This is a genomic window from Mesorhizobium sp. GbtcB19 (assembly GCF_019091085.1).
Lineage (GTDB): Bacteria > Pseudomonadota > Alphaproteobacteria > Rhizobiales > Rhizobiaceae > Mesorhizobium.
The window spans coordinates 180,940-206,362 of sequence record NZ_JAGXJY010000009.1; the positions used below are offsets into that span (position 1 = coordinate 180,940).

Annotated in this window: 25 protein-coding genes, 1 tRNA gene and 1 riboswitch; of the genes, 11 read left to right on the forward strand and 15 right to left on the reverse strand. The window is 62.5% G+C overall.

Annotation, left to right across the window (positions count from 1 at the left end):
- The first annotated feature begins 347 nt into the window (after positions 1 to 347).
- From KVT37_RS17570 to KVT37_RS17580, 3 genes are all read left to right on the forward strand, one after another.
- Positions 348 to 1,547, forward strand: a complete 1,200-nt coding sequence (locus KVT37_RS17570) for an aspartate aminotransferase family protein (protein ID WP_217575277.1) — start codon at positions 348 to 350, stop codon at positions 1,545 to 1,547.
- A gap of 17 nt (positions 1,548 to 1,564) precedes the next feature.
- On the forward strand, positions 1,565 to 2,476 hold the full coding sequence (argF, locus tag KVT37_RS17575) for an ornithine carbamoyltransferase (protein ID WP_217575279.1): 912 nt from the start codon (positions 1,565 to 1,567) through the stop codon (positions 2,474 to 2,476).
- 114 nt (positions 2,477 to 2,590) lie between these two features.
- Positions 2,591 to 3,622 carry an Hsp33 family molecular chaperone gene (locus KVT37_RS17580; protein ID WP_217575281.1) on the forward strand — a complete coding sequence of 344 codons (1,032 nt, stop codon included), beginning with the start codon at positions 2,591 to 2,593 and terminating at the stop codon, positions 3,620 to 3,622.
- Positions 3,623 to 3,713: 91 nt separating this feature from the next.
- Here the strand turns inward: KVT37_RS17580 and apaG are convergent, their stop codons facing one another.
- On the reverse strand, positions 3,714 to 4,106 hold the full coding sequence (gene apaG / locus KVT37_RS17585; protein WP_217575284.1) for a Co2+/Mg2+ efflux protein ApaG: 393 nt from the start codon (positions 4,104 to 4,106) through the stop codon (positions 3,714 to 3,716).
- A 326-nt stretch (positions 4,107 to 4,432) separates the two neighbouring features.
- Here apaG and KVT37_RS17590 point away from each other — a divergent pair, with 326 nt between their 5' ends.
- A complete protein-coding gene (locus KVT37_RS17590) occupies positions 4,433 to 5,578 on the forward strand; it encodes a ceramide glucosyltransferase (RefSeq protein ID WP_217575286.1) in 1,146 nt (381 codons plus the stop codon).
- Positions 5,579 to 5,610: 32 nt separating this feature from the next.
- On the opposite strand, the gene KVT37_RS17595 is transcribed toward KVT37_RS17590, so the two are convergent.
- Entirely contained in the window at positions 5,611 to 6,801 is a 1,191-nt protein-coding gene (locus KVT37_RS17595; RefSeq protein WP_217575288.1) for an O-succinylhomoserine sulfhydrylase, read from the reverse strand.
- A 56-nt stretch (positions 6,802 to 6,857) separates the two neighbouring features.
- A riboswitch (SAM riboswitch) is annotated at positions 6,858 to 6,935 on the reverse strand.
- Between the two features lie 116 nt (positions 6,936 to 7,051).
- On the opposite strand from KVT37_RS17595, the gene KVT37_RS17600 reads away from it, so the two are divergent.
- Entirely contained in the window at positions 7,052 to 8,146 is a 1,095-nt protein-coding gene (locus KVT37_RS17600; protein WP_217575290.1) for a 2'-deoxycytidine 5'-triphosphate deaminase, read from the forward strand.
- 23 nt (positions 8,147 to 8,169) lie between these two features.
- Here KVT37_RS17600 and KVT37_RS17605 read toward each other — a convergent pair whose 3' ends face one another.
- The 5 genes from KVT37_RS17605 to chvE all read right to left on the reverse strand — a co-directional run bounded on the left by KVT37_RS17605 (position 8,170) and on the right by chvE (position 13,925).
- Positions 8,170 to 8,622: a hypothetical protein gene (locus tag KVT37_RS17605; protein ID WP_217575292.1), complete on the reverse strand. Its 453-nt coding sequence runs from the start codon at positions 8,620 to 8,622 to the stop codon at positions 8,170 to 8,172.
- 24 nt (positions 8,623 to 8,646) lie between these two features.
- On the reverse strand, positions 8,647 to 9,639 hold the full coding sequence (araD1, locus tag KVT37_RS17610; protein WP_217575294.1) for an AraD1 family protein: 993 nt from the start codon (positions 9,637 to 9,639) through the stop codon (positions 8,647 to 8,649).
- Positions 9,640 to 9,841: 202 nt separating this feature from the next.
- The gene (mmsB, locus tag KVT37_RS17615; RefSeq protein WP_254634086.1) at positions 9,842 to 11,134 is read right to left on the reverse strand and encodes a multiple monosaccharide ABC transporter permease; all 1,293 of its coding nucleotides are present in this window, start codon (positions 11,132 to 11,134) and stop codon (positions 9,842 to 9,844) included.
- The gene (mmsA, locus tag KVT37_RS17620) at positions 11,131 to 12,666 is read right to left on the reverse strand and encodes a multiple monosaccharide ABC transporter ATP-binding protein (RefSeq protein ID WP_217575296.1); all 1,536 of its coding nucleotides are present in this window, start codon (positions 12,664 to 12,666) and stop codon (positions 11,131 to 11,133) included. The genes mmsB and mmsA overlap by 4 nt, the downstream gene beginning before the upstream one ends.
- 188 nt (positions 12,667 to 12,854) lie before the next feature.
- Positions 12,855 to 13,925, reverse strand: coding sequence for a multiple monosaccharide ABC transporter substrate-binding protein (chvE, locus tag KVT37_RS17625; RefSeq protein ID WP_217575298.1), 1,071 nt, complete (start codon positions 13,923 to 13,925; stop codon positions 12,855 to 12,857).
- A 293-nt stretch (positions 13,926 to 14,218) separates the two neighbouring features.
- On the opposite strand from chvE, the gene KVT37_RS17630 reads away from it, so the two are divergent.
- Positions 14,219 to 15,208 carry a LysR family transcriptional regulator gene (locus KVT37_RS17630; protein ID WP_217575300.1) on the forward strand — a complete coding sequence of 330 codons (990 nt, stop codon included), beginning with the start codon at positions 14,219 to 14,221 and terminating at the stop codon, positions 15,206 to 15,208.
- A gap of 105 nt (positions 15,209 to 15,313) precedes the next feature.
- Positions 15,314 to 15,664 (forward strand): protamine-2 (modular protein), encoded by a 351-nt coding sequence (locus tag KVT37_RS17635; protein WP_217575416.1) that lies wholly within the window; start codon positions 15,314 to 15,316, stop codon positions 15,662 to 15,664.
- 155 nt (positions 15,665 to 15,819) lie between these two features.
- Here the strand turns inward: KVT37_RS17635 and KVT37_RS17640 are convergent, their stop codons facing one another.
- Positions 15,820 to 17,019, reverse strand: a complete 1,200-nt coding sequence (locus tag KVT37_RS17640) for a glycosyltransferase family A protein (protein WP_217575302.1) — start codon at positions 17,017 to 17,019, stop codon at positions 15,820 to 15,822.
- 50 nt (positions 17,020 to 17,069) lie between these two features.
- Positions 17,070 to 17,990 (reverse strand): hypothetical protein, encoded by a 921-nt coding sequence (locus KVT37_RS17645; protein ID WP_217575304.1) that lies wholly within the window; start codon positions 17,988 to 17,990, stop codon positions 17,070 to 17,072.
- 188 nt (positions 17,991 to 18,178) lie between these two features.
- Here KVT37_RS17645 and KVT37_RS17650 point away from each other — a divergent pair, with 188 nt between their 5' ends.
- From KVT37_RS17650 to KVT37_RS17660, 3 genes are read left to right on the forward strand one after another with little or no spacing between them, the layout of a single operon-like run.
- Positions 18,179 to 18,424 carry a hypothetical protein gene (locus tag KVT37_RS17650; RefSeq protein WP_217575428.1) on the forward strand — a complete coding sequence of 82 codons (246 nt, stop codon included), beginning with the start codon at positions 18,179 to 18,181 and terminating at the stop codon, positions 18,422 to 18,424.
- Between the two features lies 1 nt (position 18,425).
- Positions 18,426 to 19,391, forward strand: a complete 966-nt coding sequence (locus KVT37_RS17655) for a RimK-like protein (protein ID WP_254634087.1) — start codon at positions 18,426 to 18,428, stop codon at positions 19,389 to 19,391.
- Complete coding sequence (locus KVT37_RS17660) at positions 19,367 to 19,993, forward strand: hypothetical protein (protein ID WP_217575308.1); 627 nt, start codon at positions 19,367 to 19,369, stop codon at positions 19,991 to 19,993. Before KVT37_RS17655 ends, KVT37_RS17660 begins: the two co-directional genes overlap by 25 nt.
- A 177-nt stretch (positions 19,994 to 20,170) precedes the next feature.
- On the opposite strand, the gene KVT37_RS17665 is transcribed toward KVT37_RS17660, so the two are convergent.
- From KVT37_RS17665 to KVT37_RS17685, 5 genes are all read right to left on the reverse strand, one after another.
- Positions 20,171 to 20,244 (reverse strand) — tRNA-Gly (locus KVT37_RS17665).
- Positions 20,245 to 20,303: 59 nt separating this feature from the next.
- Positions 20,304 to 21,701, reverse strand: coding sequence for a HAMP domain-containing sensor histidine kinase (locus KVT37_RS17670; RefSeq protein WP_308642648.1), 1,398 nt, complete (start codon positions 21,699 to 21,701; stop codon positions 20,304 to 20,306).
- A gap of 29 nt (positions 21,702 to 21,730) precedes the next feature.
- On the reverse strand, positions 21,731 to 22,405 hold the full coding sequence (locus KVT37_RS17675) for a response regulator transcription factor (RefSeq protein WP_217575312.1): 675 nt from the start codon (positions 22,403 to 22,405) through the stop codon (positions 21,731 to 21,733).
- A 103-nt stretch (positions 22,406 to 22,508) separates the two neighbouring features.
- The gene (locus KVT37_RS17680; RefSeq protein ID WP_217575314.1) at positions 22,509 to 22,904 is read right to left on the reverse strand and encodes a hypothetical protein; all 396 of its coding nucleotides are present in this window, start codon (positions 22,902 to 22,904) and stop codon (positions 22,509 to 22,511) included.
- A 181-nt stretch (positions 22,905 to 23,085) separates the two neighbouring features.
- Positions 23,086 to 23,700 carry an outer membrane protein gene (locus tag KVT37_RS17685; protein WP_217575316.1) on the reverse strand — a complete coding sequence of 205 codons (615 nt, stop codon included), beginning with the start codon at positions 23,698 to 23,700 and terminating at the stop codon, positions 23,086 to 23,088.
- Between the two features lie 385 nt (positions 23,701 to 24,085).
- On the opposite strand from KVT37_RS17685, the gene KVT37_RS17690 reads away from it, so the two are divergent.
- The gene (locus tag KVT37_RS17690) at positions 24,086 to 24,355 is read left to right on the forward strand and encodes a DUF6460 domain-containing protein (RefSeq protein ID WP_217575318.1); all 270 of its coding nucleotides are present in this window, start codon (positions 24,086 to 24,088) and stop codon (positions 24,353 to 24,355) included.
- 92 nt (positions 24,356 to 24,447) lie between these two features.
- Here KVT37_RS17690 and KVT37_RS17695 read toward each other — a convergent pair whose 3' ends face one another.
- Entirely contained in the window at positions 24,448 to 25,350 is a 903-nt protein-coding gene (locus tag KVT37_RS17695; RefSeq protein WP_217575320.1) for a histone deacetylase, read from the reverse strand.
- Positions 25,351 to 25,423 lie beyond the last annotated feature (73 nt).

Consider the following 25,423-nt stretch of genomic DNA (forward strand, 5'->3'; position numbering starts at 1 on the left):
CCTGCTAATGCGTGCGGCAGCCAGAATCCTTCCCCGAGCCGGCTCTCGCCGGGCAAACGACACCACATGTACCGGGTGATTTAGGTCCGCCGCACGAAATATAGTTATTTCTCGACTACAATTACCTTATGCGCTGACTCGGTGACAAGAGTCCCAAAGGCAACACCGATTCGGTTTTTACGGTTTTCCCCAACTTGCCTGAACACTGATGAGCCGGCGTGGCGTCGGAGGGTTGCCACGCGCTTCTGCGTGACGTTTTCGTTGACTTCATGGCCGAAAAACATGATAAGCCGCAAAGGCCGCCGCATTGGCGGCTTTTTTGATTTCCGGTACCGGAGACGCATATAATGAGCGGTTCGGCGCTTTACGAGACCTTTGCTCGCGCACCCCTGGCTTTCGATCGAGGGGAAGGGACCTGGCTGGTCACCGACAAGGGCGAACGATATCTCGACTTCGCCGGCGGCATCGCGGTGAATTCGCTGGGCCACAGCCATCCGCATCTGGTCGCGGCGCTCACCGAGCAGGCTGCCAAGCTCTGGCACGTCTCCAACCTCTATGAGATCCCGGAACAGCGCCGGCTGGGCGAGCGGCTGGCCGACGCCACCTTTGCCGACAAGGTGTTCTTCACCAATTCGGGCGCCGAGGCGCTGGAATGCGCCATCAAGACGGCCAGGCGCTATCACTTCGTCAAGGGCCATCCCGAGCGTTTCCGGATCATCACCTTCGAGGGCGCTTTCCATGGCCGCACGCTGGCGACGATCGCCGCCGGCGGCCAGTACAAATATCTCGAAGGCTTCGGCCCGAAGGTCGAGGGTTTCGACCAGGTCGCTTTCGACGACATCGACGCCGCCGAGAAGGCGATCACGCCGGAGACCGCCGCGATCCTGATCGAGCCGGTGCAGGGCGAGGGCGGCATCCGCCCGGTGCCGACGCAATCGCTGAAGCGGCTGCGCCAGCTTTGCGACCAGCACGGCCTGCTTTTGATCTTCGACGAGGTCCAGTGCGGCATCGGCCGCACCGGCAAGCTGTTCGCGCATGAATGGACCGGCGTCACGCCCGACCTGATGGCGATCGCCAAGGGCATCGGCGGCGGCTTTCCGATGGGCGCCTGCCTTGCCACGGACGAGGCTGCGACCGGCATGACCGCCGGCGTGCATGGCACCACCTTCGGCGGCAATCCGCTGGCGATGGCGGTCGGCAACGCCGTGCTCGACGTCGTGCTGGAAGACGGTTTCCTCGAGGACGTGCAGCGCAAGGCGCTGCTCCTCAAACAGGGCCTTGCGGCGGTCGCGGACGAATTTCCCGATGTCATCGAGGATATCAGGGGAACCGGCCTGATGCTCGGCCTGAAATGCGCCATGCCCAACACCAAGGTGAACATGGCGCTGCGCGACCAGCATTTGCTTGCCGTGCCGGCGGGCGACAACGTCATCCGCCTCCTGCCGCCGCTCACCGTCACCGATGAAGAGATCGGCGAGGCGCTGAAGCGCATCCGAGGCGGCGCCAAGGGCCTGACCGACGCGATTGCGGCCGAAGCCGCGAAATAATTTCTGGAAACCTGCCGATGAGTGTTCGCCACTTCACCGATCTATCCGCCGTTTCCGCGGACGACCTGCGCGTCATGCTGGACGACGCGGTGGCGCGAAAGACCAGGCTCAAGGCAGGCGAGCGTTCGAAACCGCTCGACGGCAAGGTGCTGGCGATGATCTTCGACAAGCCCTCGACGCGCACCCGCGTGTCCTTCGATGTCGGCATGCGCCAGCTCGGCGGCGAGACCATCATGCTGACCGGCACCGAAATGCAGCTCGGCCGCTCGGAGACCATCGCCGATACGGCAAAAGTTCTGTCGCGTTACGTCGACGCCATCATGATCCGCACCACCTCGCATGACCGGCTGCTGGAGCTCACCGAGAACGCCACCGTTCCAGTCATCAACGGGCTGACCGACGACACGCATCCCTGCCAGCTCATGGCCGACATCATGACTTATGAGGAGCATCGCGGTCCGGTGGCCGGCAAGACCTTTGCCTGGACCGGCGACGGCAACAATGTGCTGCATTCGCTGCTGGAAGCCTCGGCGCGGTTTCGTTTCAACCTGAATGTCGCGGTGCCGGAAGGCAGCGAGCCTTTCGAGAAATATGTCGACTGGTCGAAAGCCAATGGCGGCAAGGTCCGCTTTTCGAGGTCCGCCGAGGAGGCTGTCGACCAGGCCGATTGCGTCGTCACCGACAGCTGGGTCTCGATGGGCCAGGAGCATCGCGCCCGGGGCCACAACGTCTTCCTGCCCTATCAGGTCAATGCGGCGCTGATGGCCAAGGCCAAGTCCGACGCCTTGTTCATGCACTGCCTGCCGGCGCATCGCGGCGAGGAGGTCACCGACGAGGTGATCGACGGGCCGCATTCGGTGGTCTTCGACGAGGCCGAGAACCGGCTGCACGCCCAGAAGGCGGTGCTGGCCTGGTGCCTGGGCGCCTGATCCGGCAAAACCGATACGGGGGATATGTCGACTTGATCCGGGGATATGTGATGCCTATTTGCGGGCCATCACGTAAATTGAACGCGCTTCGATGCATGCGGCTCACAGGGTTGCATGGCTGCGCCCCGGAGTTTTGTCATGTTGGAAACCCAGACCTTGGCTGAGCATAAACCCCAACTCGGTGAATTCGGCTTCGCCGGCGACGACCATGTCGTACCTTACGAGGTCGCGCCGCTCGACGTGCGCGGCCGCACCGTGCAGCTCGGGCCGATGCTCGATGCCATTTTGAGCCGCCACGACTATCCCGAGCCGGTCGCCCGCCTTTTGGCGGAAGCCTGCGTGCTCACCGTGCTCCTCGGCACCTCGCTGAAATTCGAGGGCAAGTTCATCCTGCAGACCCGCACCGACGGGCCGGTCGACATGCTGGTGGCCGATTTCAGCACGCCGCATGCGCTGCGCGCCTATGCGCGCTTCGACCCGGACCGGCTGCAGGCGCTGATCGCTTCCGGCGAGACCTCGCAGCAGACGCTGCTCGGCAATGGCGTGTTGGCTTTGACCATCGACCAGGGCGCGCATACGCAACGCTACCAGGGCATCGTCCAGCTCGACGGCACCTCGCTGGAGGATGCCGCGCGCACCTATTTCCGGCAGTCGGAGCAGATCCCGACCGAGGTTAAGATGTCGGTCGCCAAGCTGGTCACGCCCGGCCCGGGCGGCGCGCGCGAGCAGTGGCGCGCCGGCGGCATCCTGGCGCAGTTCCTGCCGCAAGCGCCGGAGCGTATGCGCGTGCCCGACATTTCCGGCGGCGACGGCGATCCGCGCGACGTTACGCATCAGCCGGCCGACAATTCCTGGCAGGAATTGCTGGCGCTGCTCGGCACGATCGAGCCGACCGAGCTGATCGATCCGACTGTCGGTGCCGAGCGGCTGCTTTACCGGTTGTTCCACGAACACGGCGTGCGCGTGTTCCGCGGCGTGCCGGTCGCCGACCAGTGCTCGTGCTCGCGCGACAAGATCCGCGGCATCCTCGGAGGCTTTTCGGCCGAGGAGATCAAGGACTCGACCGAGGACGGCGGCATCCATGTCGCCTGCGAGTTCTGCTCGACGCAATACGACTTCGATCCGGCCGAGTTCGCGGCGGAGTAACGCCCTTTCCTTCTCCCCGTTTCACGGGGGAGAAGGTGCCCGAAGGGCGGATGAGGGGCGGCGCCAACATTGGCGACTGGCGTGCCTCTCGCTAATTCACCGTGCGCCTCGTCCCCGGCATGTCGAGCGAGAAAGCCGGGATGGCGATATCGAACGTCTCTCCCCGCCGATTCCGCATCGTGTAGTGCCCGACCATGATGCCCGACGGCGTCGAGAGCGGGCAGCCTGAAGTGTATTGATAGCTGTCGCCGGGGTTGAGTTCCGGCTGGTCGCCGACGACGCCGGCGCCGCGCACCTCCTCGACACGGCCCCGGCCGTCAGTGATGTGCCAGTAGCGCGACAAAAGCTGCACGAATTCGTCGGAGCGGTTGTCGATCGTCACCTGATAGCCCCAGACATAGCGGTTCTCGGACGGATCGGATCGGTCCTCCAGATAGAAGGGTCTGACTAGCACTTCGATGTTGCGCGTCACGGCGCGATACATGGGCCACTCCGGTTGCCGCTGCAGGGAAACATTTGTCACGCGCCGCGGTTATTACGCGAAAGCGGAAGTCCGCCTGCCAGCCTTTAAGCGCAGGTGCCGAATAACAATGTCATTTAAGTGACACATGACAATGTTGCTGTGCGCAAACCGTGCTGGCCGACTCGGGGCGCGCTCTGTGACTGATGAAACGGCCGCATGCGGCCAAGAGCAATTCCAGGAAAAGTGTGAGCGGTTTTCCGTCCGGAATTGCGTCAAAACAAAGAGGTAGAGTGGTTCGCCGTTTCCGTGAAACGGTGAAACACTCTAGCAGGAGTGACCAGATCTCGATGGAACTGACTATCGCAGCCGGCTTGGCTTCGTCAGCCCTTCTCCTCTCGAATCTCGCCAGCATCCTGCTCGCCGCGTCGCGGCTGAAACGGCGTCATGTCATTGCGCCGCCCGCCGGTGCGCAGCCGCCGGTCACGATCATCGTGCCGTCGCGCGGCATCGAGCCGTTCACGCAAGAGACCTTGCAGCGCGCCTTCTCGCTCGACTGGCCGCGCTATGAGCTGATCTTCTGCGTCGCGCACGCCGACGATCCGGTGGTCAATCTCGTCAAAGCGGCGATCGCACGCCATCCGAAGGTTGCGGCGCGGCTTCTGGTCGGCGAGGATCGCATCAGCGCCAATCCCAAGCTCAACAACTGCGCCAAGGGCTGGCAGGCGGCACGGCACGATTGGGTCATCCTTGCCGACTCCAACGTGCTGATGCCGAGGGATTATGTCCAACAGCTGATGGCGGCATGGCGCCCGGACACCGGCCTCGTCTGCTCGACGCCGATCGGCTCGCGGCCGGACGGCTTCTGGGCTGAGGTTGAATGCGCCTTCCTCAACTCGCTGCAGGCGCGCTGGCAGTATACCGGCGAGGCGCTCGGCCTCGGCTTTGCCCAGGGCAAGAGCATGCTGTGGAACAAGCCGATGCTGGATGCCAATGGCGGCATTGAAGCGCTTGGCGCCGAGAGCGCCGAGGACGCGGCCGCCACCAAGCTGGTCAACAGCCTCGGCTTGCGCGTCAATCTCGTCGCCTCGCCTTTCGAGCAGCCGCTCGGCCTGCGCACATTCGCCCAGATCTGGGCGCGCCAGGCGCGCTGGGCGCGGCTGCGCCGGGTCACCTTCCCGCTGTTCTTCGCGCCCGAAATCCTGACCGGTGCCGCCGCGCCGCTGCTGCTGGCGCTGCTTGCCGCGGCAAGCGCCGGCGTCAGCCTGCCCAGCACGGCTTTGTGCGTGCTGGCGATCGCCTATTTGCCGGAATGCCTGCTGGCCTCCGCCAAAGGCTGGTACCTGTCGCCGCGCAGCGTCACCGCGATGCTCACGCGCGACGCGATGCTGCCGGCCATCTGGGCGCGCGCCTGGTTCGGCGGCGCGGTCGACTGGCGCGGCAATGCCATGACCATCCGCGCCAAGGCGATGACCGAACTGGAAGAGCCAGCCTGAAGTGCTGTTCGCGGCGGGTGCCGCGACAGGTTCTATTTGGCCGCCTTCAGTGCTTGCTCGATGTCCTCCAATAGGTCGTCCGTATCTTCCAGCCCTACCGAAAGCCTGAGCGTGCCGGGTCCGATGCCGAGTTCGGCCCGCGCGTCGTCGCTCAGGTTCTTGTGCGTCGTCGTCGCCGGATGGGTGATCAGGCTCTTGGCGTCACCGAGATTGTTGGAGATCAACACGATATCGAGCGCGTTCTGCAGGGCGAAGGCCGCCTGCTTGCCGCCCTTGACGTCGAGGCAGATCAGCGTCGAGCCGCCCGACATCTGCTTCTTGACGACATCCGCCTGCGGATGATCGGCCCGGCCGGGATAGATGACGCGCGCGATCTCCGGCCGCCCGGCCAGGAAGTCGGCGATCTTGCCGGCGCTCTCGGTCTGCTGACGCACGCGCAGCGGCAGCGTTTCCAGGCCTTTCAACAGCGTCCAGGCGTTGAAGGGCGACAGGCTTGGGCCGGTGTGGCGGAAATAATCGTGCAGGTTCTCGTCGATCCACTTCTTGTCGGACAGGATGACGCCGCCGAGGCAGCGGCCCTGGCCGTCTATATGCTTGGTGGCGGAATAGACGACGATATGCGCGCCGAGCTGCAAGGGCTTCTGCTGCAGTGGCGTGGCGAAGACATTGTCGACGATCAGCCTGGCGCCGATGGAATTGGCCAAAGCGGCAACCGCGGCGATGTCGACCACTTCCAGCGTCGGGTTGGTCGGGCTTTCCAGGAAGAACAGCTTGGTGTTCGGCTTGACCGCCTTTTCCCAGTTGGCGATGTCGGTGCCGTCGACCAACGTCGCCTCGATGCCGTAGCGCGGCGCCAGCGTCTCGACAACCCAGCGGCAGGAGCCGAACAGCGCGCGCGCCGCAACGATGTGGTCGCCGGCCTTGACGCTGCAGAGCAATGCCGCGGAGACGGCCGCCATGCCGGAGGCCGTGGCGCGGGCATCCTCGGCGCCTTCCAGCGCGCACATGCGCTTCTCGAACATGTCGACGGTCGGGTTGGCGTAGCGCGAATAGATGAAGCCCGGTTCCTCGCCCTTGAAACGGGCCTCGGCGGCCTGCGCCGTCTCATAGACATAGCCCTGCGTGAGATACATCGCCTCGGCGGTTTCGCCGAATTGGGAACGCAGTGTCCCGCCATGCACGAGTGCCGTCTGAGGTTTCCAGTTACGCTTCTTGGTGCTCATAGCCCTGCTTCCAGACACAAAAAAACCGGCCGCGAAGTCGCAACCGGTCCATACAGCCTTGCGGCTCGACGGTCCTTTAGCGACTTGTTTAACGTGGCTGCAAGCCGACCGGCCAAATCACCACGGGATAACGACCCTTTAAATGAGCGCCGCGCTTGCGTCAATTGCCGGCTTCATTAAGAGGTTTGTACCAGCCGGGCGGCAAGAGCCTGCTTAGGTCCTCGCCCGGCCTTGCGAACGGAGCCAGCCTTTGCGGCAGACAGGCATTCTTCCGGATCAGGACATCGCGGCGCTGTTTGCGGCCAACGCGCTGAAGTCGCCGCGCGCGCTGGATGCCGACCAGATCCAGCCGGCGAGCCTTGACCTGCGGCTTGGCGACAAAGCCTTCCGGGTGCGCGCTTCCTTCCTGCCTGGACCCGATCATCTCGTCGCCGACAAGCTCGAGCGGCTGAAGCTGCACGAGATCAATCTCACCGAGGGAGCGGTGCTGGAGACCGGCTGCGTCTACATCGTGCCGCTGCTCGAAAGCTTGGCATTGCCGGCCGAAGTTTCAGCCTCGGCCAATCCCAAGAGCTCGACCGGCCGGCTGGACATTTTCACGCGCGTCATGACCGATCGCGGCCACGAGTTCGACAAGATCGCCGCCGGCTATCACGGGCCGCTCTATCTCGAAGTCAGCCCGCGCACCTTCCCGATCGTCGTGCGCGCGGGCTCGCGGCTGTCCCAGATACGCTTCCGCACCGGCAATGCGGTTCTGTCGGAGAGCGAGCTGCGCGACCTTCACCGCGCCGAGATGCTGGTCGCCACAGAGCCGCCCAACATTTCCGGCGGCGGCATCGCGCTCTCCATAGATCTCGACGGCGACAAGGACGGCCTTGTAGGTTATCGCGGCAAGCATCACACCGGCCTTGTCGACGTCGACAAGCGCGCCGCGCAGGATGTCGTCGATTTCTGGGAGCCGATCTACAAGAGCGGCGCCGGCGAGCTGGTCCTCGATCCCGACGAATTCTACATCCTGGTCAGCCGTGAGGCCGTGCATGTGCCGCCGCTCTACGCCGCCGAGATGACGCCCTTCGATCCGCTGGTCGGCGAGTTTCGCGTCCACTATGCCGGCTTCTTCGATCCGGGCTTCGGCCATTCCGCCGCCGGCGGCACCGGCAGCCGCGCGGTGCTCGAAGTGCGCAGCCACGAGGTGCCGTTCATCCTCGACCACGGCCAGATCGTCGGCCGCCTCGTCTACGAGCATATGCTGAAGCGTCCACAGGCGCTCTACGGCACCGATCTCGGATCGAACTACCAGGCGCAGGGACTGAAGCTCTCAAAGCACTTTCGCGCCGCGCGCTGAGCGCCGTTGGCTTCGGCCGGAGGTCAGCCGCGAAACAGAAACTTTTGGGCTGCGCCCAGACAGGCGTGAAAGTGGCCGATATAGAGCAGTTCGCGTACGGTCAGGCGCTTCCTGCCCCAAAATCCTTTGGTTTGCTTCGTTTCATCAAGCGGCGAGCTTGAGCCCGCTCCCAAGGGGAACAACTGCTTGTCGAGGCATGCGAGCACATAAGCTCTCGCGGAGTCGATGCCGCAGGCCTCGGCCTTGTCGTTCAACCTGTCGGCGCGCAGCGCGGACGTCATGCGATCCGAGTTGCGCATCAGAAAGCCCACTTGCGGTTTCGAGTAGCCGGTGGCCAGAAGCCGGCTCGTCATCGCCGATCGGGCCTGGCTGTAGGATCTTGGGCTGCATTTGGCGGCGCTGTAAGCCGCTGAGGACATGCAAGCGAGGGCAAGCGCCAAACCCATCAACACAACGCCGATCCGCTTCCGCTCCATTTGTCCTCCAGGCTTGGCGCTGCCTTACAGCGCCTTCACCGCCACCTTCACCGGCTTTTCGATCTCAAGCGGATTGCGCAGCGGCAGGCCGAAATCCTGCGCCTCGATCTCGAACGTGTCGCCGGCCTCGGTCCTGATGCCGTCGGCGAAGGACAGTGTCGCGGTGCCGAACATATGCACATGCACGTCGCCAGGCTGGCGGAACGCCGAATATTTGAAATGATGGTGCTCGAGATTGGCGATGGTGTGCGACATGTTCGCTTCGCCTGAAAGAAACGGCTTTTCCCACAAGAGCTTGCCGTCGCGCCAGATGCGCGATGCGCCGCGGATATCGGCCGGCAGCTCGCCGATCAGGATTTCGGGACCGAAGGAAGCGTTGCGCAGCTTGGAATGCGCCAGGAACAGATAGTTCACCCGCTCCGTGACGTGATCGGAAAACTCGTTCGACAGCGTGAAGCCGACACGGAACGGCGCGCCGTCGTCGCCGATCACATAGATACCGGCGATCTCCGGCTCCTCGCCGCCGTCCTGCGCGAAGGCGGGCGACATCAGCGGCGCGCCGGGCGCCACCGCCATCGTGCCGTTGCCCTTGTAGAACCACTCCGGCTGCACGCCGACCTGGCCCTTGGCCGGCTTGCCGCCTTCGAGACCCATGCGGAACATCTTCATGGAATCGGTGAGCTGTTCCTCGCCGTCATTGAGCTTCTTGTGCATGGAATCGCGCGTTGCCGCGGAGCCGAGATGCGTGAGGCCGGTGCCGGTGAGATGCAGATGCGCGGGATCGGGATGGTTGATCGGCGACACCAGCCGGCCCCTCTTGTAGGCCGCGTCGAGATCGACCGCCTCGCCATAGCCCTTGCGCTCGATCAGGGCTTCGAGCCCGGTGCCGGTGCGCGCGGCCTCCATCGCCAGCGAATAGACGCTGCGCGCGCCGTTGATGACCCTGGTCTTGCCGCCGCCATTGCGGGCGACGACGCGGATCGTCTCGGCGTCGTCGAGGATTTGGGAGATCAGCATGTTTGAACCCTCTCTCATCTTGCCTGGCTGCCCGCGGGCAAACCTTTACCGGCGCAGCGCGAAGCAATCCGCGCCACGGTTGAAACGCTTCGTCCGGATTGCGCTCGCGAGCCTGGTCCTTGGCCGGACTTCTTGGCGCCGACGGGTTGCCGGCAGCTTCGCGATCTAGAACCCGTATGCCTCCTGAACTTTGTTCCGGCCCTTAAGCCTTGTTCTTGTTGTAGACGTCGAAGATGACGGCGCCGAGCAGCACCAGGCCTTTGACCACCTGCTGCCAGTCGACATTGACGCCCATGATCGACATGCCGTTGTTCATCACGCCCATGATGAAGCCGCCGACAACGGCGCCGATCACCTGTCCGACGCCGCCCATTGCCGAGGCGCCGCCGATGAAGACGGCCGCGATGACGTCGAGCTCTGAGCCGAGACCCGCCGCCGGCACGGCCTGGCCGAGGCGCGCCGCGATGATCAGGCCGCCGAGCGCAGACAAGACGCCCATGTTGATGAACACCATCAGCGTCAGCCTTTCGGTGTTGATGCCCGAGAGCTGCGCGGCCTTGGCGTTGCCGCCCATCGCGTAGATGCGGCGGCCGATGGTCATGCGCTTTGTGACGAAGACGAACAGCGAGATCAGCACGCCCATCACCAGAAGCACCACCGGCAGGCCCCTGTAGCTGGCGAACTGGAAGACCAGGAACAGCGCCAGCGCGCTGCCCACCAGCGTCTTGACGACGAACAGCGGGAAGGGTTCGGCCTCATAGCCATGCGCCTCGCGCTTGCGCCGCGTCCTGAAGCCGAAATAGGCATAGGCGAGCACCGCGATCAGGCCGAGCACGATCGTCGTCATGTGCAGCGTAAGCCCGCTGCCGACGATGGTTTTGCCGGCGGCATTGACCGTCGGCGGGATCAGCGTCAGCGGGCCGATCACATCCGGGATGAAGCCCGAGCTCAGCGCCTTGAAGCCGTCGGGAAGCGGGCCGACCGAGGAACCGCCGCCAAGCAGCGCCTGGCAGATGCCGCGGAAGATCAGCATGCCCGCCAGCGTCACGATGAAGCTCGGTATCCGGTGATAGGCGATCCAGTAGCCCTGCGCCGCGCCGATCAGCGCGCCGACGATAAGGCAGACGATCGAGACGACCAGCGGATTCGAGAATATCCCGAGCGGCCAGATCACCATCATCATCGCCGCCAGCGCGCCGATGAAGCCGGCGACCGATCCGACGCTGAGGTCGATATAGCCGGCGACGATCACCAGGAGCATGCCGAGCGCCATCACGATGATGAACGAGTTCTGCTGCACCAGGTTGGAAAGGTTCACCGGTTTGAACAGCGTTCCCGACGTCGTGTACTGGAAGAACAGCATGATGACGATCAGCGCGATGATCAGGCCGTATTCGCGCAGGTTCGTCGTCAGCGCCGAGACTGCGATGCGCGGACCTTGCTTGACGTCTTCGGCCGTGCCGCTTTGCGGCGCAGGAGCGCTTTCTGTGCTCATGATGCTTTTTTTCCTTCTCCGCGAACGATGGCGCGCATGATTTTTTCCTGGCTGGCGTCGCTTGCCGCCATTTCGCCGACGATACGCCCTTCGTTCATGACATAGATGCGGTCGGTGATGCCGAGCAATTCAGGCATTTCCGACGAGATGACGATGATCGCTTTGCCCTCGGCGGCGAGGCGGGCGATGATCGTATAGATTTCGTATTTGGCGCCGACGTCGATACCGCGCGTCGGCTCGTCGAGGATCAGCACTTCCGGATCGGCGAACAGCCATTTCGACAGCACCACCTTCTGCTGGTTGCCGCCCGAGAGGTTGCCGGTCAGCTGATAGACGCTGGAGGCGCGGATGTTGGTCTTCTTGCGGTAGTCGTTGGCGACGCTCATCTCGCGCATGTCGTCGATGACGCCGCGGCTGGAGACGCCTCGGAGATTGGCTAAGGTCACATTGTGCTTGATGTGGTCGATCAGGTTGAGGCCGTAGGTCTTGCGGTCCTCGGTGACATAGGCGATGCGGTTTTCCACCGCCTTGCTCACCGTCGAAAGATCGAGACGCTTGCCATGGAGCGACACCTCGCCGGTGATGTGCCGGCCGTAGGTGCGGCCGAACAGGCTCATGGCGAATTCGGTGCGGCCGGCGCCCATCAGCCCGGCGATGCCGACCACCTCGCCCTTGCGCACATTGAGGTTGACGTTCTTGATCACCTGCCGCTCGGCGTGGATCGGGTGGTAGACCGACCAGTCCTTGACCTCGAAGATGACCTCGCCGATCTGCGGCTCGCGCGGCGGATAGCGGTCGTCGAGCGAGCGGCCGACCATCGACGTGATGATGCGGTCTTCCGAGATGTCCTTCCTGGGCAACGTCTCGATGGTGCGCCCGTCGCGGATTACGGTCACCTTGTCGGCGACCCGGTTCACTTCGTTGAGCTTGTGCGAGATCAGGATCGAGGTCATGCCCTGGCGCTTGAACTCGAGCAGAAGGTCGAGCAGCGCCTGGCTGTCCTTTTCCGAGAGCGACGCGGTCGGCTCGTCGAGGATCAGAAGCTTCACTTCCTTGCTCAGCGCCTTGGCGATCTCGACCAGCTGCTGCTTGCCGACGCCGATATTGGTGATCAGCGTCTTGGGATCTTCCTTCAGGCCGACCTTGTCGAGCAGCCCCTTGGTGCGCTTCTCGTTGGCGTTCCAGTCGATGACGCCATAGGTGGCGTGTTCATTGCCGAGGAAGATGTTTTCCGCGATCGACAGCATCGGCACCAGGGCAAGCTCCTGATGGATGATGACGATGCCGATATGCTCGCTGTCATGGATGCCCTTGAAATGGCATTCCTGGCCGCGAAAGACGATCTGGCCTTCATAGGTGCCGGATGGATAGACGCCCGACAGCACCTTCATCAGCGTCGACTTGCCGGCGCCGTTCTCGCCGACGATGGCGTGAATCTCACCTTCCTCCACGCTGAGGTTGACGTTCGACAGCGCCTTCACGCCGGGGAACGTCTTGGTGATGTCGCGCATCTCCAAAATCGTCGAGGCCATCAGGAATTCCGCTCCCTGGCGCAGGCCTTCCGGTTCCGGAAAGCGTCATGCGCGAAATCATCATACTGCAGTCTGGTCCGCGCCGCGACGGCGCAAGGCGCTGCAGAGCCGGCAAAAAACGATACCGGGGTCGCTTGTGAACGAAAAGGGGCCCTGCGTCGCGCAGGACCCCTTCCTTTAAGGCTGGATTACTTCAGGTCTGCAGCCTTGATGTAGCCGGAATCGACCACCTGCGCCTGGTAGTTCGACTTGTCGACCTCATGCGGCGTCAGCAGGATCGAGGGGACGACCTTGACGTCGTTGTTGTAGGTCTTTTCGTCGAGGCCGTCCGGCTTGCCGCCGGAGAGCACCTTGTCGACCAGCTGCACGGTGGCCTTGGCCAGCTCGCGGGTGTCCTTGAACACCGTCGAATACTGCTCGCCCGAGATGATCAGCTTGACCGAGGCGGTCTCGGCGTCCTGACCGGTGACGATCGGCCAGGGCTGAGCGTCGGTGCCGTAGCCGACGGCGCGCAGCGAGGCGGTGATGCCGCGCGACAGGCCGTCATAGGGCGACAGAACGCCATCGACGCGGCTGCCGTCCGAGTAGTTGGCGGAGAGCAGATTGTCCATGCGCGCCTGGGCGGTGGCGGCGAGCCAGCGCAGCGTGCCGACCTTGTCCATGCCGGTCTGGCCGGACTTGATCTTGATCGAGCCGTCGTCGATCAGCGGCTGCAGGACGGAAATCGCGCCATTGTAGAAGAAGAAGGCGTTGTTGTCGTCCGGCGAGCCGCCGAACAGCTCGACGTTCCACGGCTTGGTGTTCGGGAAGCGCTCCTTGAGGCCCTTGACCAGCGAATTCGCCTGGATCACGCCGACGCCGAAATTGTCGAAGGTGGTGTAGTAGTCGACATTCTTGGTCTTCTTGATCAGGCGGTCGTAGGCGACGACGACGACGCCGGCATCATTGGCCTTCTGCAGCGCGTCGGCCATGGTGGTGCCGTCGATCGACGCGATGATGAGCGCCTTCGGGCCCTTGGTGATTTCGTTTTCCAGCTGGCTGAGCTGGTTCGGGATGTCGTCCTGCGCATATTGCAGGTCGACGGTATAGCCGAGGGCCTCGAGCTGCGACTTGACGGCATCGCCGTCGTTGATCCAGCGCTGCGAGGTCTTGGTCGGCATCAGCACGCCGACGAGACCCTTGTCGGCCGCGTGCGCCGAATAGCTGATGGCAGCAATGCCAAGGGCCGCGACGGCGGCCAGTGTCTTGATGATCTTCACGATTACTCTCCCTGGTTGATGGACGCGACACCTCGGGGCTTCGCGGGCCGCGCAGTCGAGCAGGTGCGCTGGCGCGCCACTGTCGGCTTTATCGATCTCCGGTATCCTCCCAATCGGCCCCGCGGCGCAGTTTCAATCGATACGAATTTGCTCGTTGCCGACTGTTGCGCCTCGGAACGCACGAAGGGTGGGTCGCTTTGACATAACTGTCAAATGCGATCTTTGCTGGTTGCTATATCGAAAGTGGTATGGCTTAAGGGGTTGATAGAAACCGGCAAAGAGGCTTGAAAATCATGGCGGCGTTGCACGATCCCGGTGCGATTTCAGGTGGTTACGAGAAATTGCCGGGCGACGGCGAAACGCTGCTGCGCAGCGGCCTCAGCCTCCGCCACATGCGCATGATCGCGGCCATTGACGATCACGGACGGGTGAGCGCCGCCGCCCAGGTCATGAACATCTCGCAACCGGCCGCCTCGCGCATGATCGCCGAGATGGAGGCGGTGCTCGACGTCAGGTTGTGCGAGCGGCTGCCGCGCGGCGTGACGCTGACCCCCTATGGCCAGGCGCTCGCCCGCCGCGCCCGCTCGATCCTGCTCGAGATGCGGGAGGCCGATCGCGAGATTTCCGAGCTCAAGGCCGGCAAGGGCGGTTCGGTGTTTCTTGGCGCGGTGACGGCGCCGGCGATCGAGCTTGCGGTGCCGGCCATCCGCGAGATCCGCCGCATCTATCCGCGCATCGAGATCACCATGCAGGTCGAAACCTCGAACGTGCTCGCCCGCGAGCTGATCGCATCGCGCCACGATTTCATCATCGCCCGCATTCCCGACGACCTCAATCCGCGGCTTTTCGAATCGCGCGTCATCGGCGTCGAGAAAGCTTGCCTCATCGTGCGCCGCGGCCATCCGCTGGCGAGCGGCAAGACGGTGCGGCTGGAGGAGACGGCGGGCTATGACTGGGTGTTCCAGTCCGGCGGTTCGCCGCTGCGCCAGGCGATGGAAAGCAACTTTTTGAACCGCGATATTCCCTTGCCCGATCGCATTCTCAACACCTCTTCGCTGCTGCTCACCTTGGTGATGGTGGCGCAGTCCGACGCCATCGCGCCGGTGTCGATCCAGGTCGCCAAGTTCATTCAAGGCGGCGATGGCCTGGCCGGCGCCATCGATGTGGTTCAGACCGAGTTCGACATCGAGGTCCGGCCCTACAGCCTGATCACGGTCAAGAACCGCGTGCTCTCGCCCGCCGCGAAAATGCTGCATGACTTCATCTTGCGCGAAGTGGGGTAATGGAACGAGAATGCTACTTGTACGTTCAAACCGATCGGCGGCTCGCTGGAGCCCGTTGCGGGCGAGGGAAGGGCCGCCGATGCTCAACAGCTCGGGAGGTTTTTGATGGAACGTCGGTTATTTCTGACTGGAATGCTTGGCGTTGCGGGGGCGGCGGCACTTGCGAGCCTGGCCGGACCCGGCAAGGCCGTTGCCGGAATTCCGGCCGGCAACGGAATTCTGGACGAGCTCGACAAGCCGGATTTGCTTCCGGAAGAAGCGGTTCTCCAAGGCGACGATCAGGCTCAAGTAGAGCTGGTCTCGCACCGCCACCATCACGGACACGGCCATTGGCGCTGGCGCCGCCGCCATGGTCGTCGCCGCGGCTGGAGGCACGTCTGCCGCCGCTACTGGCATCATGGCCGCTGGCGCCGCCGTTGCCGGCGCGAGCGCTATTGGATCAACATTTGGCTGTAATTCAGGCCCAAGCGGCTTGAAGGATGGGTCTTGCACGACGATCGTGCAGACCCATCACCTTTCGAGGCGAATTCAGAGACCGAGGCGCGGAATCAGGCATCGCCGCTTTGATTGTCGCCGCTCCAATGCCGCCGCTGTCTATCAACCGGTCAGGTCTAATTGCCGTAGTTCGAATGGAGTTGCGTGCGGGCGTAGACTTCCTTCTCGTCCGTGGGAACATGGACCCGTCCCTCCCAAGGCAAGTGGGTGGCCGTGTACCGACCTGCTACCCTCACGGCGTCGTAGGGTTTTGAAGGCCGGTAAAACTTCTGGTCGATAACACAAAAAGTCGTGTCGATATGGGCCTCGAAAACCCTGTCGCCCTCATCGGTGAAATGAAGTGGCTTTGACCAGAACTGCTCTTCCCATTTCGCGATTGTACTGTCGCGGCCGGCCAGGGCCTTTCCCGTAAACAAGTGGCTTCGCGAGATATCCAGAGCGAAGCCGGCTTTTCCAACGGCATGCCGCCTGGTGAGGTTGAGCAACTCGGTGAGAAAGCTGGCCGGCAGGCGCGCGTTGAAGAGAATGTCAGGGTCGGTGACGCAGAAATGCCTTGGAAGGTCTTGCTTCAGCCGATTTATCGATTTGTTGGGTCCTAGGTTCTCGCTCAGTTTTATGATCTTGCGGCGCGCGTCCTCCCTGCGCAACCAATCGTGCATTTGAGCGCTGGTCGAGGCGTTGTCGACGAAGCGGATATCGTCAAAGCCGGCGCCCCACAATTGATCCAGCATCAAGGCGCAGTAGGTAGGATTGTTGAAACAAGGTATCAGCACCGGAACGCCTCCCTGCCTGTCATAGGAAGGCGTCGGCCATAGTTCTCGTGCAACGTCGGTATGGGCAAAAATTACATTGGATTGTGAGACGCCAAACGCTTGATCCCTAAAGATCGGGGCGAGGCCAAGAGATATTAGCTTTTGCAAAAGGTCGAAAGCTCTAGGCTGGTCCCACCAAGGCTTGGAGACCTTAACCTTGATCAAAGCGATACCTGTTCGCTCCAGCGTCTCCATTGCACCGTCCAAAAGCTTGAAAGCGGCGTCCTCTGCATTGATGCACAAAGCGATCTTCCGGCTGGACGGCGGTAGCGATTTTGCTTTTGTCTCCACTTCATCCCAATTGGCGCCGATATCGTAAAAGGCGGACAGCTTCATTCTGTCGACAGCGGAAGAAAATTCACCAGCCAGCGCAACATTGCCGCGCTTTCCCTCTCGGAATGCAGTCGCAACATCCAAATAGCTACGAGTTCGCGGATCAAGAATGGAAGAATGGAACTTCCGACGAAAGTTCCGACGCCATTTCTCGATCTTCCTGCGGATCATTAGCTGCCTTTGTGAGTATGCGAAAAAATATTTCGTAATAGAATGGCGTATTATGATGCCAGGGTTTTTAAATTTGTTTCAAGTATGTCACCAAGGTCCGATCTCGCCAAAATCTCTACCGTGTGCCGGCGCTTGAGCTCAATCAAGAAGCGTCTGTGCACCGGCTCGATATAGGTGGACGTTGTACCGCATTCATGGACCCAATCGTCAATTCGCTCAAAAGATGCTTCTTCGAGAGGGAGACCATCCGAGATCGGCAGCCGATCGTAGTTGGCCTTGCAGAGTTCGCTTTCCTTAAGACGACAATAGAGACGGTTCCAATTCAAGCCGCCGGTGTCGAGGCCATCGAGCCAATCCTTGCCGAAGTTGAGTCGGGTTGTGGTGAGCCTGTCGAGGTTGAACAAGGCGAAACCCGGCCACAGATACCAACGACCGTCCGGATGGGCCGTCACCTTGCCTGCCACGGTGGCACCGACCAGCAATCTGAAAGGGTCGGTGTTCTTGGTCGGGAAAATGTCGTGGTCGAGAAATCCCACCATCGACGGGTTGTTGACCAGAGCGATGTTTTTCCACGCCCAGTTGAGGGCGTATCCATGCGATCTGCTGCCGTCGGGCTTTCCCTTCCCCCAGGGGTTTCCGGGTACCGTGACGTAGGCTACGCCGGTCGACGTACAAATGTCTTGAATGGCGGCTCTCGCGGCAAGATCGTTCGAGTTGTCGGCAATGATGTGAATTGCGTGAGGGATATGTCTGGCGACGAGTCTGGTCTGCCATTCGATCACTTGGGGATCATTGAAGCTGATCGTGATGAGGACTTTCCGCCCACGGATACGAGGAAGGATCACAGGACTGGCATGCATGGCCAGGGCGATCCGTTCCCGAACCTGATAGCGAGCATGATTCTTCCGATCGACCAACGGACGTAGTCGAAACCATTCGCGGACGGTGTATCTCGACAGGGCGCGCGGCATGCTTCGCCTTTTATCCGTCAACGGCTGGCGCAACAACCATGAGGTGCGGTTCAAGCGGCCTGGAGGTTCGCGGGGGACTCATGATACCGTTTACGCGCGGGTTCAACAAAATGGTTTGACAGCTTTCCCATTGCGATCAGCAATATCCAATAGCCGATTCTCAAGTTCGGACAGTCAAGAGACTTGCATTGAGCGCAACTCGCTACCAGAATACTTCAGAACGCGGTTCAGAGGGAATCTACATGCATCCACTTCTCGCTCTCGCGCGTCGTACACCGATAAACGAACGCGCAGTACGCCCGACGGAAGCCACCTACGACTTCGTATCCGGTCTATGGTACGGGAAAGGCGGGCCGCTGGCCGATAACCCGGACGAGCTTCCCTCAACCAAAAAGTTTGATGTCGAAACCGGCGAGGATCAGAAAGGACAATAGTTTGGCGGAGGCCGTCGATGTCCTCATTCTCTCCAGCGATCTCGATTTTGCAACAGACCGGGTGTGCCGCGAACTCGGCAGACGCGGTTCTTCGTTCTTACGGCTGAATCGCGAGTCCTTACCGGCATTAAGCTTGACTCTTGATCCCGTCGCGCCAACGCTTCGCTGCAACTTCGAAGGCCGAAACTGGATCGTGGACAATAGTCTGCAATCGGTCTGGTGGCGCGTCGGCACCTTCGACAGAGATATCTCAGATCGCACGCTCGACCTCCAGACGCAGCTTCAGCGCAGCCAGTGGAGTGCATTTCTTCGTAGCATGATGGTTTTCGCAGGAGCGAAATGGATTAATCATCCGGCAGCAACCTATGAGGCCGAAACCAAAGCGGTCCAGCTCAGTGTTGCTCGTGAGGTCGGATTCGACATTCCGCAAACGGCGATGAGCAACGACCCAGTTGCTTTCATCGATTTTAAACCCGGAACTCGCGTCGCCTTTAAGAGCATTGACACGTTGCTCCTACGTGAAGGCGATACGCAGTTGTTTGGCTATACCACTTTGCTGGAAATTGAGCACGTGGCTGTCCACGATTTGCGACTCTCACCCGCGACCATTCAAGCGCCACTTGAGACAAAACTGGATCTTCGCGTCACGGTTGTCGGCGATGCGATCTGGTGCGCAGAGGTGCGCGGTAGGGGCGAGCAAATTGAAGGGGATTGGCGCCTTACGCCGAAAGACGAACTGACTTACCCGGAGCACGTTCTGCCACCAGGAATCGAGCGGCGCTGCCGTGCACTCGTTGCACGCCTTGGGCTGGTATTTGGCGCGATCGACCTGGCGCTGGCAAATGGCCGTTACTGGTTCATCGAGATAAATCCGACCGGTGAGTGGGGCTGGCTGGAACGGCCTGAGTGGTCGATCGCTGCAACTATTGCGGGAGAACTGGAATGCCGATCGATCTCCTCCCACTGAAAAGGGTGGTCCGAGCGCTCTGGCGGCTACCGCAAGGCGCGTTCCAGGAAGCAATCGAGCCGATCTGGATGTGGATAGCCAATAGTGCGCTCCGAGAGCAGGAGCTCGCTGATCCCGATATCGCCGAGCTATCCGATGACGATTTGTCAGACTATCTCGTGAGCGATGGTGCGCGAGCCAAGGAGCTTGACGAGAAACTTCAAAAGCTGACTGCTGCACTGTCTGTTGCAGTGACAGTTGGTGGCTTTGTCGGCCAAACGATGCTCAGCAGTCTTCCAGTATCCTGGCTAAAAACCGCCATGGTGTTCTCGTTCTTGGTTGCCGAACTCTACCTCGTTGTCGGCGTTATTCTGGGCTTCGACGGTCTTCGCCCAAGAGCCCGCTACGGTTATGGTCCTGCATTTCTACGCTTGATTTCGCAAGGCGGCGAAGCCAAGCGCAAGGCACTGATGGCAGCAGCCAACGGATCACTCCGCGACAACATTATGCGCGCGAACCAGGCGAGCGCAGCAGCGAGTGCGGTTCGGAACGGCGTCCTTATCTTTGCGCTATCGATCGTCCTCGGGATTCTCGCCATCGAGTTCGCGCCGATCGCGCCGTAGTTGTTGCCAACCTAAATGACGGGATTTCCGCGCCTGTCGAATGCTACGCTTGAAGGTTCGTGATCAAGCTGGTGGCCACGTGCTGCCGATAACCGGGAAGTGGCGAGCTTGCGAAGAGAGCTACGGCTTCGCGCGTGCCAATAAGTGCCAAATCGTATCGCGTTCGGAGCTAATTCGTGGAGCGGGTAGCGGGAATCGAACCCGCGCGTTCAGCTTGGGAAGCTGACAGGCTACCATTACATCATACCCGCGCGCGCCCTCGTTACCATGATGGCGCCGCCTCGATCAATCGGCAAAGCTCAACCTTTGATCATCGCCGGACCGGCAATTCGATACGCACGCGCGCACCCCGCTCCGGACCGCCGAGGATCCTGACCGTGCCGCCATGCAGCTCGGCGATCTGCCGGGCGAGGTTGAGGCCGAGGCCGGCGCCGCGTGATTGCGGCTGCAGGCGGTAGAAGGGCTGGAACACATTTTCGCGCTCCGCCGGCGGAATGCCCGGACCTTCGTCGCGTACCTCGATGCCGCCGCTGTCGTCGACCGCGACGGTGATCGTGCCGGAGCCGCCGCCATGGTCGATAGCGTTGCGCACCAAATTCGCCAGGGCGCGTTCGATCTGCGAGCCATTCGCCTCGACATGGACCGGGCCTCCGGGCGGCTCGAAGGCGAGGTCGTAGCCGGCCTCGATCGCCAGCGGCGCGAAGTCGGCGGCGACCCGGCGTCCAAGCTCGGTCAGATCGATGCTCCGGCGCTCGTCGGCAGGCCGTTCCAGCATCTGATGGTCGAGCAATTGCTGGGCAAGGTGCGACAGGCGCTCGATGTCCTGCAGCAGGCGTTCGCTCTGCGGCTCCCTAGTCAACAATTCGGCCCGCGTGCGCAGGATGGCGATCGGCGTGCGCAATTCATGCGCGGCGTCGGTCAGGAAGCGGTTGTGCCGGTCGTAGCCATGCGCCAGCCGCGCCAGCGTCTGGTTGAAGGCCTGGACCAGCGGCGCGATCTCCTGCGGCACGCGCTGCAGCGGCAACTGCATGCCGCGCGTGTTGATGTCGATGCGCGCGGCCTGGTCGGCGGTGTCGACCAGGCCCGCGAAGGACCTGCGCACCACGGCGGGCGTCGTCACCAGCGTGGTGACGCCCATGACCACGACGATCGGCAGAAGCAGAATGGCGAGGACCAGCGCCAGGGCCGGCAAGGCCCGTTGCCAGCTGCGGCTGCCGTCCGGGTTGCGGGCGACATCGATCGTCGCCGAGATGTTGATTTCCAACCCGTCGGTCTGCTCTCGCGACGAGCGGGTGGCCGCGATGATCTGGACCGGCCCGGCCTTGGTCGAGGTGTTCTCGACATAGGCTTCCGGGCGAAGGTCGTCCCTGGCGAGCTCGAGCGTGGCATGATCGACCGAGTCCAACAGCGCGCCGGGCGTGCCGGTGTAGACATCCGGCACAGCACCGGAGCGGATGCTCTGTCCGGTCCTGTCGCGAACGATGTACCAGGCATGCGGGAAGCTCTCGCGGAAGTGTCTCAACTCCTCCGTCTCGTGCACGACCAGCGTGCCGTCGCTGTTGCGGTCGATGGCGTCCTTCAACGCCGCCACTGCGGCCTCGTTGTCGACCAGCAGCCGCGGATTGGCGACCCACAGAGCCGCGGCGCAAAGCGCGATGAAGATCGCAAGCATCGCCGCCTGCAGCAGGATCAGTCGCCGCACCAGCACCCATTGCAACGAACGTGTCCTCCGCTGCCTCACGGCAAGGCCCTGAGCAGATAGCCGATATTGCGGATGGCGCGGATCTCGATGCCGGTGCCGGCGTCTTCCAGCTTGCGGCGCAGCCTGGAAATATGCGCGTCGAGCGCATTCGAACCGATCTCGTCATCCAGCGCGTAGACGGCGTCTTCCAGCGCCCGGCGCATCACGGCACGGCCTGGTCGCCGGATCAGCGTTTCCAGCACCAGCCGTTCGCGCCGCGGCAAGTCCAGGGCCTTGCCGTCGACGAGCGCCTCGCGATCGCGAAAATCGTAGGTGAGGCGGCCGACCTCGATGCGGTCGGCGCGCAAGGTGAACTGGCGCCGGTGCAGCGCGCGCAATCGCGCCACCAGTTCCTCGGTGGCGAAGGGTTTTGCCATATAATCGTCGGCGCCGGCGTTAAGCCCGCCGACGCGGTCTTCGATGCCGGCCATCGCCGTCAGCGCGATCACCGGCGTGTCGACATTCATGGCGCGCAGGCGCGGAATGAGGTCGAGGCCCTCGCCGTCGGGCAGGCGCCGGTCGAGCACGATCGCATCATGCGTGCCGATCTTCGCCATGATCTCGGCGTCGGCAAGCGTCGAGGTCCGGTCGACGACGAAATCCTGCCGCTCCAGCGCCGTCTTCAGCACCGACGCCATTTCCGGTTCGTCCTCGATCAAAAGGATACGCATTCTTCGGTCTCCGTCGGCGGATCAGCGGCGTGCGACCGTCCTGGGCGGCCGGTAGAACTTCGGCCGCTGCGCGGCAAGAGCCAGCTCGCCGCTTGTGGTGATCTCACTCGCATTCCAGCTGCGGCTTGCGGAAATTGGTGATGAACCAGCGGCCGCCGGACGAACGGGCGTAGAATGTGTAAAAACATTCCTGGCGCTCGACATAGCCGGGCGTCTCGGTCTCCTCGTACTCGGTGCCGTGCTTGGTATGACGGACCTCGCCGCTCGATGAGCCTGAGACCACATTCGTGGAGATCTTGCGCCACTGATACGCGCGCTCGCCTGGGCCGAGTTCAACAACCGTTGTCGGCGGCCCGTAGTCGAGGACGACGGATTCCACGGGCTGTCCGATATAGTTCTTCATGATATCGGAAGCGCAGGCGGACATGCCGATGAGTGCCGCCGCGAGGAAAGCCTTCAGCGCGAGCTTCCGGCCCTTGCCACTGCTTGTGATGAACATGGTCTGATTCCTGGGATCAAGATGCGCGCTGGCCAGCTAGGCCGCGAAAATTGCATCGACATTACGCGAGCGCCCGGATGAGGCGGTCGCTTCCCGGAAGGCGGAGAAAGGCAGTTTCCCGCGGTGGAGATCGGCGGGGGGTGGGGCCGCCGCGGAAAACTGCTCTCCGGCGCTCCAGGCGCTAGAAGCGGTAGTTGATACCGGCTTTCAGCTCCTGGCTGCCGATACCGGTCTTCGCTTTGCCGAAGGCCGATCGCGTTTCCACACCGGGCGTGCGGATATAGTCATATTCGACCTTGGCGGAGAGGCCGCCGGCAAAGGCTTGCTCGACGCCTGCGCCCACCAGATAGCCGAGCTTACGGCTGTCGGTGTCGCGCACGCCGCCTGCCTTGTCGAATGTGGTCATGGCGACGCCGGCGGTACCGAAGACCAGCGTCTGGTCGAAAGCGAGGCCGGCCTTGGCCTTGGCCGCGGCGCGCCATTTCTCCTTGATCTTGCCACCCTGCACGTTGTGCTCGGCGCCGCCGAGATAGGAGCCTTCGACCTCCGCGCCGAACACGGCGGGTCCAGTCTGGATGTTGTAGCCGGCCTGCACGCCGCCGCTCCAGCCATTCCGGCCGGCGAACGGATTGGGCATCTTGGTGAAGGCCGTTCCGCCATGGACGCCGACATAGGCGCCGCTCCATTGGAAGGCCGGCGGATCGTTATAGGCGGGGGCAAGGTCGGCGGCCGTCGCCGCCCCGCTCAGACAGGCGGCAAAGGCGGCCGCAAGGGCAATCTTGGTTCGACAAAACACGTTCCACACTCCAACAAACATGCGCAGGGCAACACCATGCGCGGATTGATCCGTGAAGCCGGCTCCTGGGATCGCCGCTCCGGTTCGTTTGTCTCCCGCGGGCAACAGAATTCCTCTGCCGCAAGGCGCTGCCTTGCGGTCCGAACTTCCGTTGCGACGCACTGCTCGAAAGACCAGCGCTATCTGTCAGGCGAAAATTGCACGCACATTGCGCGGATCGGGAAGATGAAGGTTTTTCTATTTATTTTCAGCAATTTGCTGCGTTTTTGTTTACACAAAATTAGGCTTTCGCAACAGCGCGGGTTGGCAGCCGGGCCGCTTGATGGCGGACATCTGAGTGCGTATTTCTGGTATCGCTGCCGAATCGGGCGGTTCGAACCGGAGGATGGCCTTGTCCGCACTGACGCGCTTTCTTGGCGACACGCCGCTCAGGGTGTTCCTGAAGCTGCTCGTGGTCTCCTTCCTCGTCGGCCTCGTCATGCATTTCTTCGGCTGGTCGCCGATGGATGTCTTTTATGGCATCCGCCAGTTCTTCGTCGATTTGTGGAATCTCGGCTTCCACGCCATCGACCGCTTCCTGGGCTATATCCTGCTCGGCGCCGCGATCGTCGTGCCTGCGTTCATCCTGCTTCGGATCGCCAGCTACAGGAAGTAGTAGGCAGTAGGCAGTAGGCAGTAGGCAGTAGGCAGTAGGCAGTAGGCAGTAGGGGCTGCCTTTCCCTACTGCCTATTGCCCACTGCCTAGATTCAAGCGTGTCGGGCGGCCACCTCGAACAAGATGGCGTGGCGCGCGGCCAGCGCCGGCACGTCGGTCGAATAGCCGCCGCCGATGACGCCGCACAGCGGCACGCCCTGCTTGCGGAAATGGCCGATGACCATGTCTTCGCGGGCGCTGAGGCCGTCGTCGGTCAGCGCCAGCCGGCCGAGCCTGTCCTCGGCATGGACATCCACGCCGGCATTGTAGAAGACGATGTCCCAGTGCCTTCGTTCGGACAGCTCCGGCAGGATGGCGGCGAGCCGCTCGAGATAGGCGTCGTCGCCGGTGCCGTCCGGCAAGGCGACGTCGAGGTTGGAGGCGATCTTGCGTACCGGATAGTTGCGCTCGCCATGCATGGAAAAGGTGAAGGCGCGGGGTTCGTCCTTCAGTATGTCCGCCGTGCCGTCGCCCTGATGCACGTCGAGATCGACAATCAACACGTTCTCGGCGGCGTCTTCGGCCAGCAGCGCCAGCGAGGCGACGGCGACATCGTTGAAGGTGCAGAACCCAGCGCCTTGCGCGCGCCTGGCATGATGGCTGCCGCCGGCGGCGTTGCAGGCAATGCCATGCTCCAGCGCCAGCCGCGCCGCCAGTAGCGTGCCGGCGGCGGCGAGTTGCGCCCTCAGCGACACGCGCGGACCGATCGGGAAGCCGATCTCGCGCTCAATTTTCTCCGGCACCTGGCAGGCGATCACCTGGTCGACATAGTCGGCCGCGTGCGCCAGCTTCAACCATGCCGGCGGCGCCGGCTCGGGCATCGAAAGCGCTTCAGGCACGGCCAGCCCGCGGATGCGCAAGGCTGCCATCAAGAGCGGATATTTGCTCATCGGAAAGCGATGGTTGACGGCGAAGCCGGCGTCATAGTCGGGGTGGTGGACGATCTGCAAAGGCATGATGGGCGGGTCTGCGCCAGTGCTGGAATTCGATTGGCCGCCACTGCTTGGCGATTGCGTGGCGCCGGCAAAC

What these genes read in the sequence shown, in the direction of transcription:
- KVT37_RS17660 (WP_217575308.1), top strand. Translation starts at nt 19,367, where the DNA reads ATGCCGATCGATCTCCTCCCACTGAAAAGGGTGGTCCGAGCGCTCTGG.
- KVT37_RS17590 (WP_217575286.1), top strand. Translation starts at nt 4,433, where the DNA reads ATGGAACTGACTATCGCAGCCGGCTTGGCTTCGTCAGCCCTTCTCCTC.
- KVT37_RS17635 (WP_217575416.1), top strand. Translation starts at nt 15,314, where the DNA reads ATGGAACGTCGGTTATTTCTGACTGGAATGCTTGGCGTTGCGGGGGCG.
- KVT37_RS17580 (WP_217575281.1), top strand. Translation starts at nt 2,591, where the DNA reads ATGGCTGCGCCCCGGAGTTTTGTCATGTTGGAAACCCAGACCTTGGCT.
- KVT37_RS17695 (WP_217575320.1), bottom strand. Translation starts at nt 25,350, where the DNA reads ATGCCTTTGCAGATCGTCCACCACCCCGACTATGACGCCGGCTTCGCC.
- KVT37_RS17605 (WP_217575292.1), bottom strand. Translation starts at nt 8,622, where the DNA reads ATGGAGCGGAAGCGGATCGGCGTTGTGTTGATGGGTTTGGCGCTTGCC.
- KVT37_RS17570 (WP_217575277.1), top strand. Translation starts at nt 348, where the DNA reads ATGAGCGGTTCGGCGCTTTACGAGACCTTTGCTCGCGCACCCCTGGCT.
- KVT37_RS17680 (WP_217575314.1), bottom strand. Translation starts at nt 22,904, where the DNA reads ATGTTCATCACAAGCAGTGGCAAGGGCCGGAAGCTCGCGCTGAAGGCT.
- mmsB (WP_254634086.1), bottom strand. Translation starts at nt 11,134, where the DNA reads ATGAGCACAGAAAGCGCTCCTGCGCCGCAAAGCGGCACGGCCGAAGAC.
- KVT37_RS17645 (WP_217575304.1), bottom strand. Translation starts at nt 17,990, where the DNA reads ATGCCGCGCGCCCTGTCGAGATACACCGTCCGCGAATGGTTTCGACTA.
- KVT37_RS17630 (WP_217575300.1), top strand. Translation starts at nt 14,219, where the DNA reads ATGGCGGCGTTGCACGATCCCGGTGCGATTTCAGGTGGTTACGAGAAA.
- KVT37_RS17690 (WP_217575318.1), top strand. Translation starts at nt 24,086, where the DNA reads ATGGCCTTGTCCGCACTGACGCGCTTTCTTGGCGACACGCCGCTCAGG.
- araD1 (WP_217575294.1), bottom strand. Translation starts at nt 9,639, where the DNA reads ATGCTGATCTCCCAAATCCTCGACGACGCCGAGACGATCCGCGTCGTC.
- apaG (WP_217575284.1), bottom strand. Translation starts at nt 4,106, where the DNA reads ATGTATCGCGCCGTGACGCGCAACATCGAAGTGCTAGTCAGACCCTTC.
- KVT37_RS17595 (WP_217575288.1), bottom strand. Translation starts at nt 6,801, where the DNA reads ATGAGCACCAAGAAGCGTAACTGGAAACCTCAGACGGCACTCGTGCAT.
- KVT37_RS17640 (WP_217575302.1), bottom strand. Translation starts at nt 17,019, where the DNA reads ATGATCCGCAGGAAGATCGAGAAATGGCGTCGGAACTTTCGTCGGAAG.
- argF (WP_217575279.1), top strand. Translation starts at nt 1,565, where the DNA reads ATGAGTGTTCGCCACTTCACCGATCTATCCGCCGTTTCCGCGGACGAC.
- mmsA (WP_217575296.1), bottom strand. Translation starts at nt 12,666, where the DNA reads ATGGCCTCGACGATTTTGGAGATGCGCGACATCACCAAGACGTTCCCC.
- KVT37_RS17675 (WP_217575312.1), bottom strand. Translation starts at nt 22,405, where the DNA reads ATGCGTATCCTTTTGATCGAGGACGAACCGGAAATGGCGTCGGTGCTG.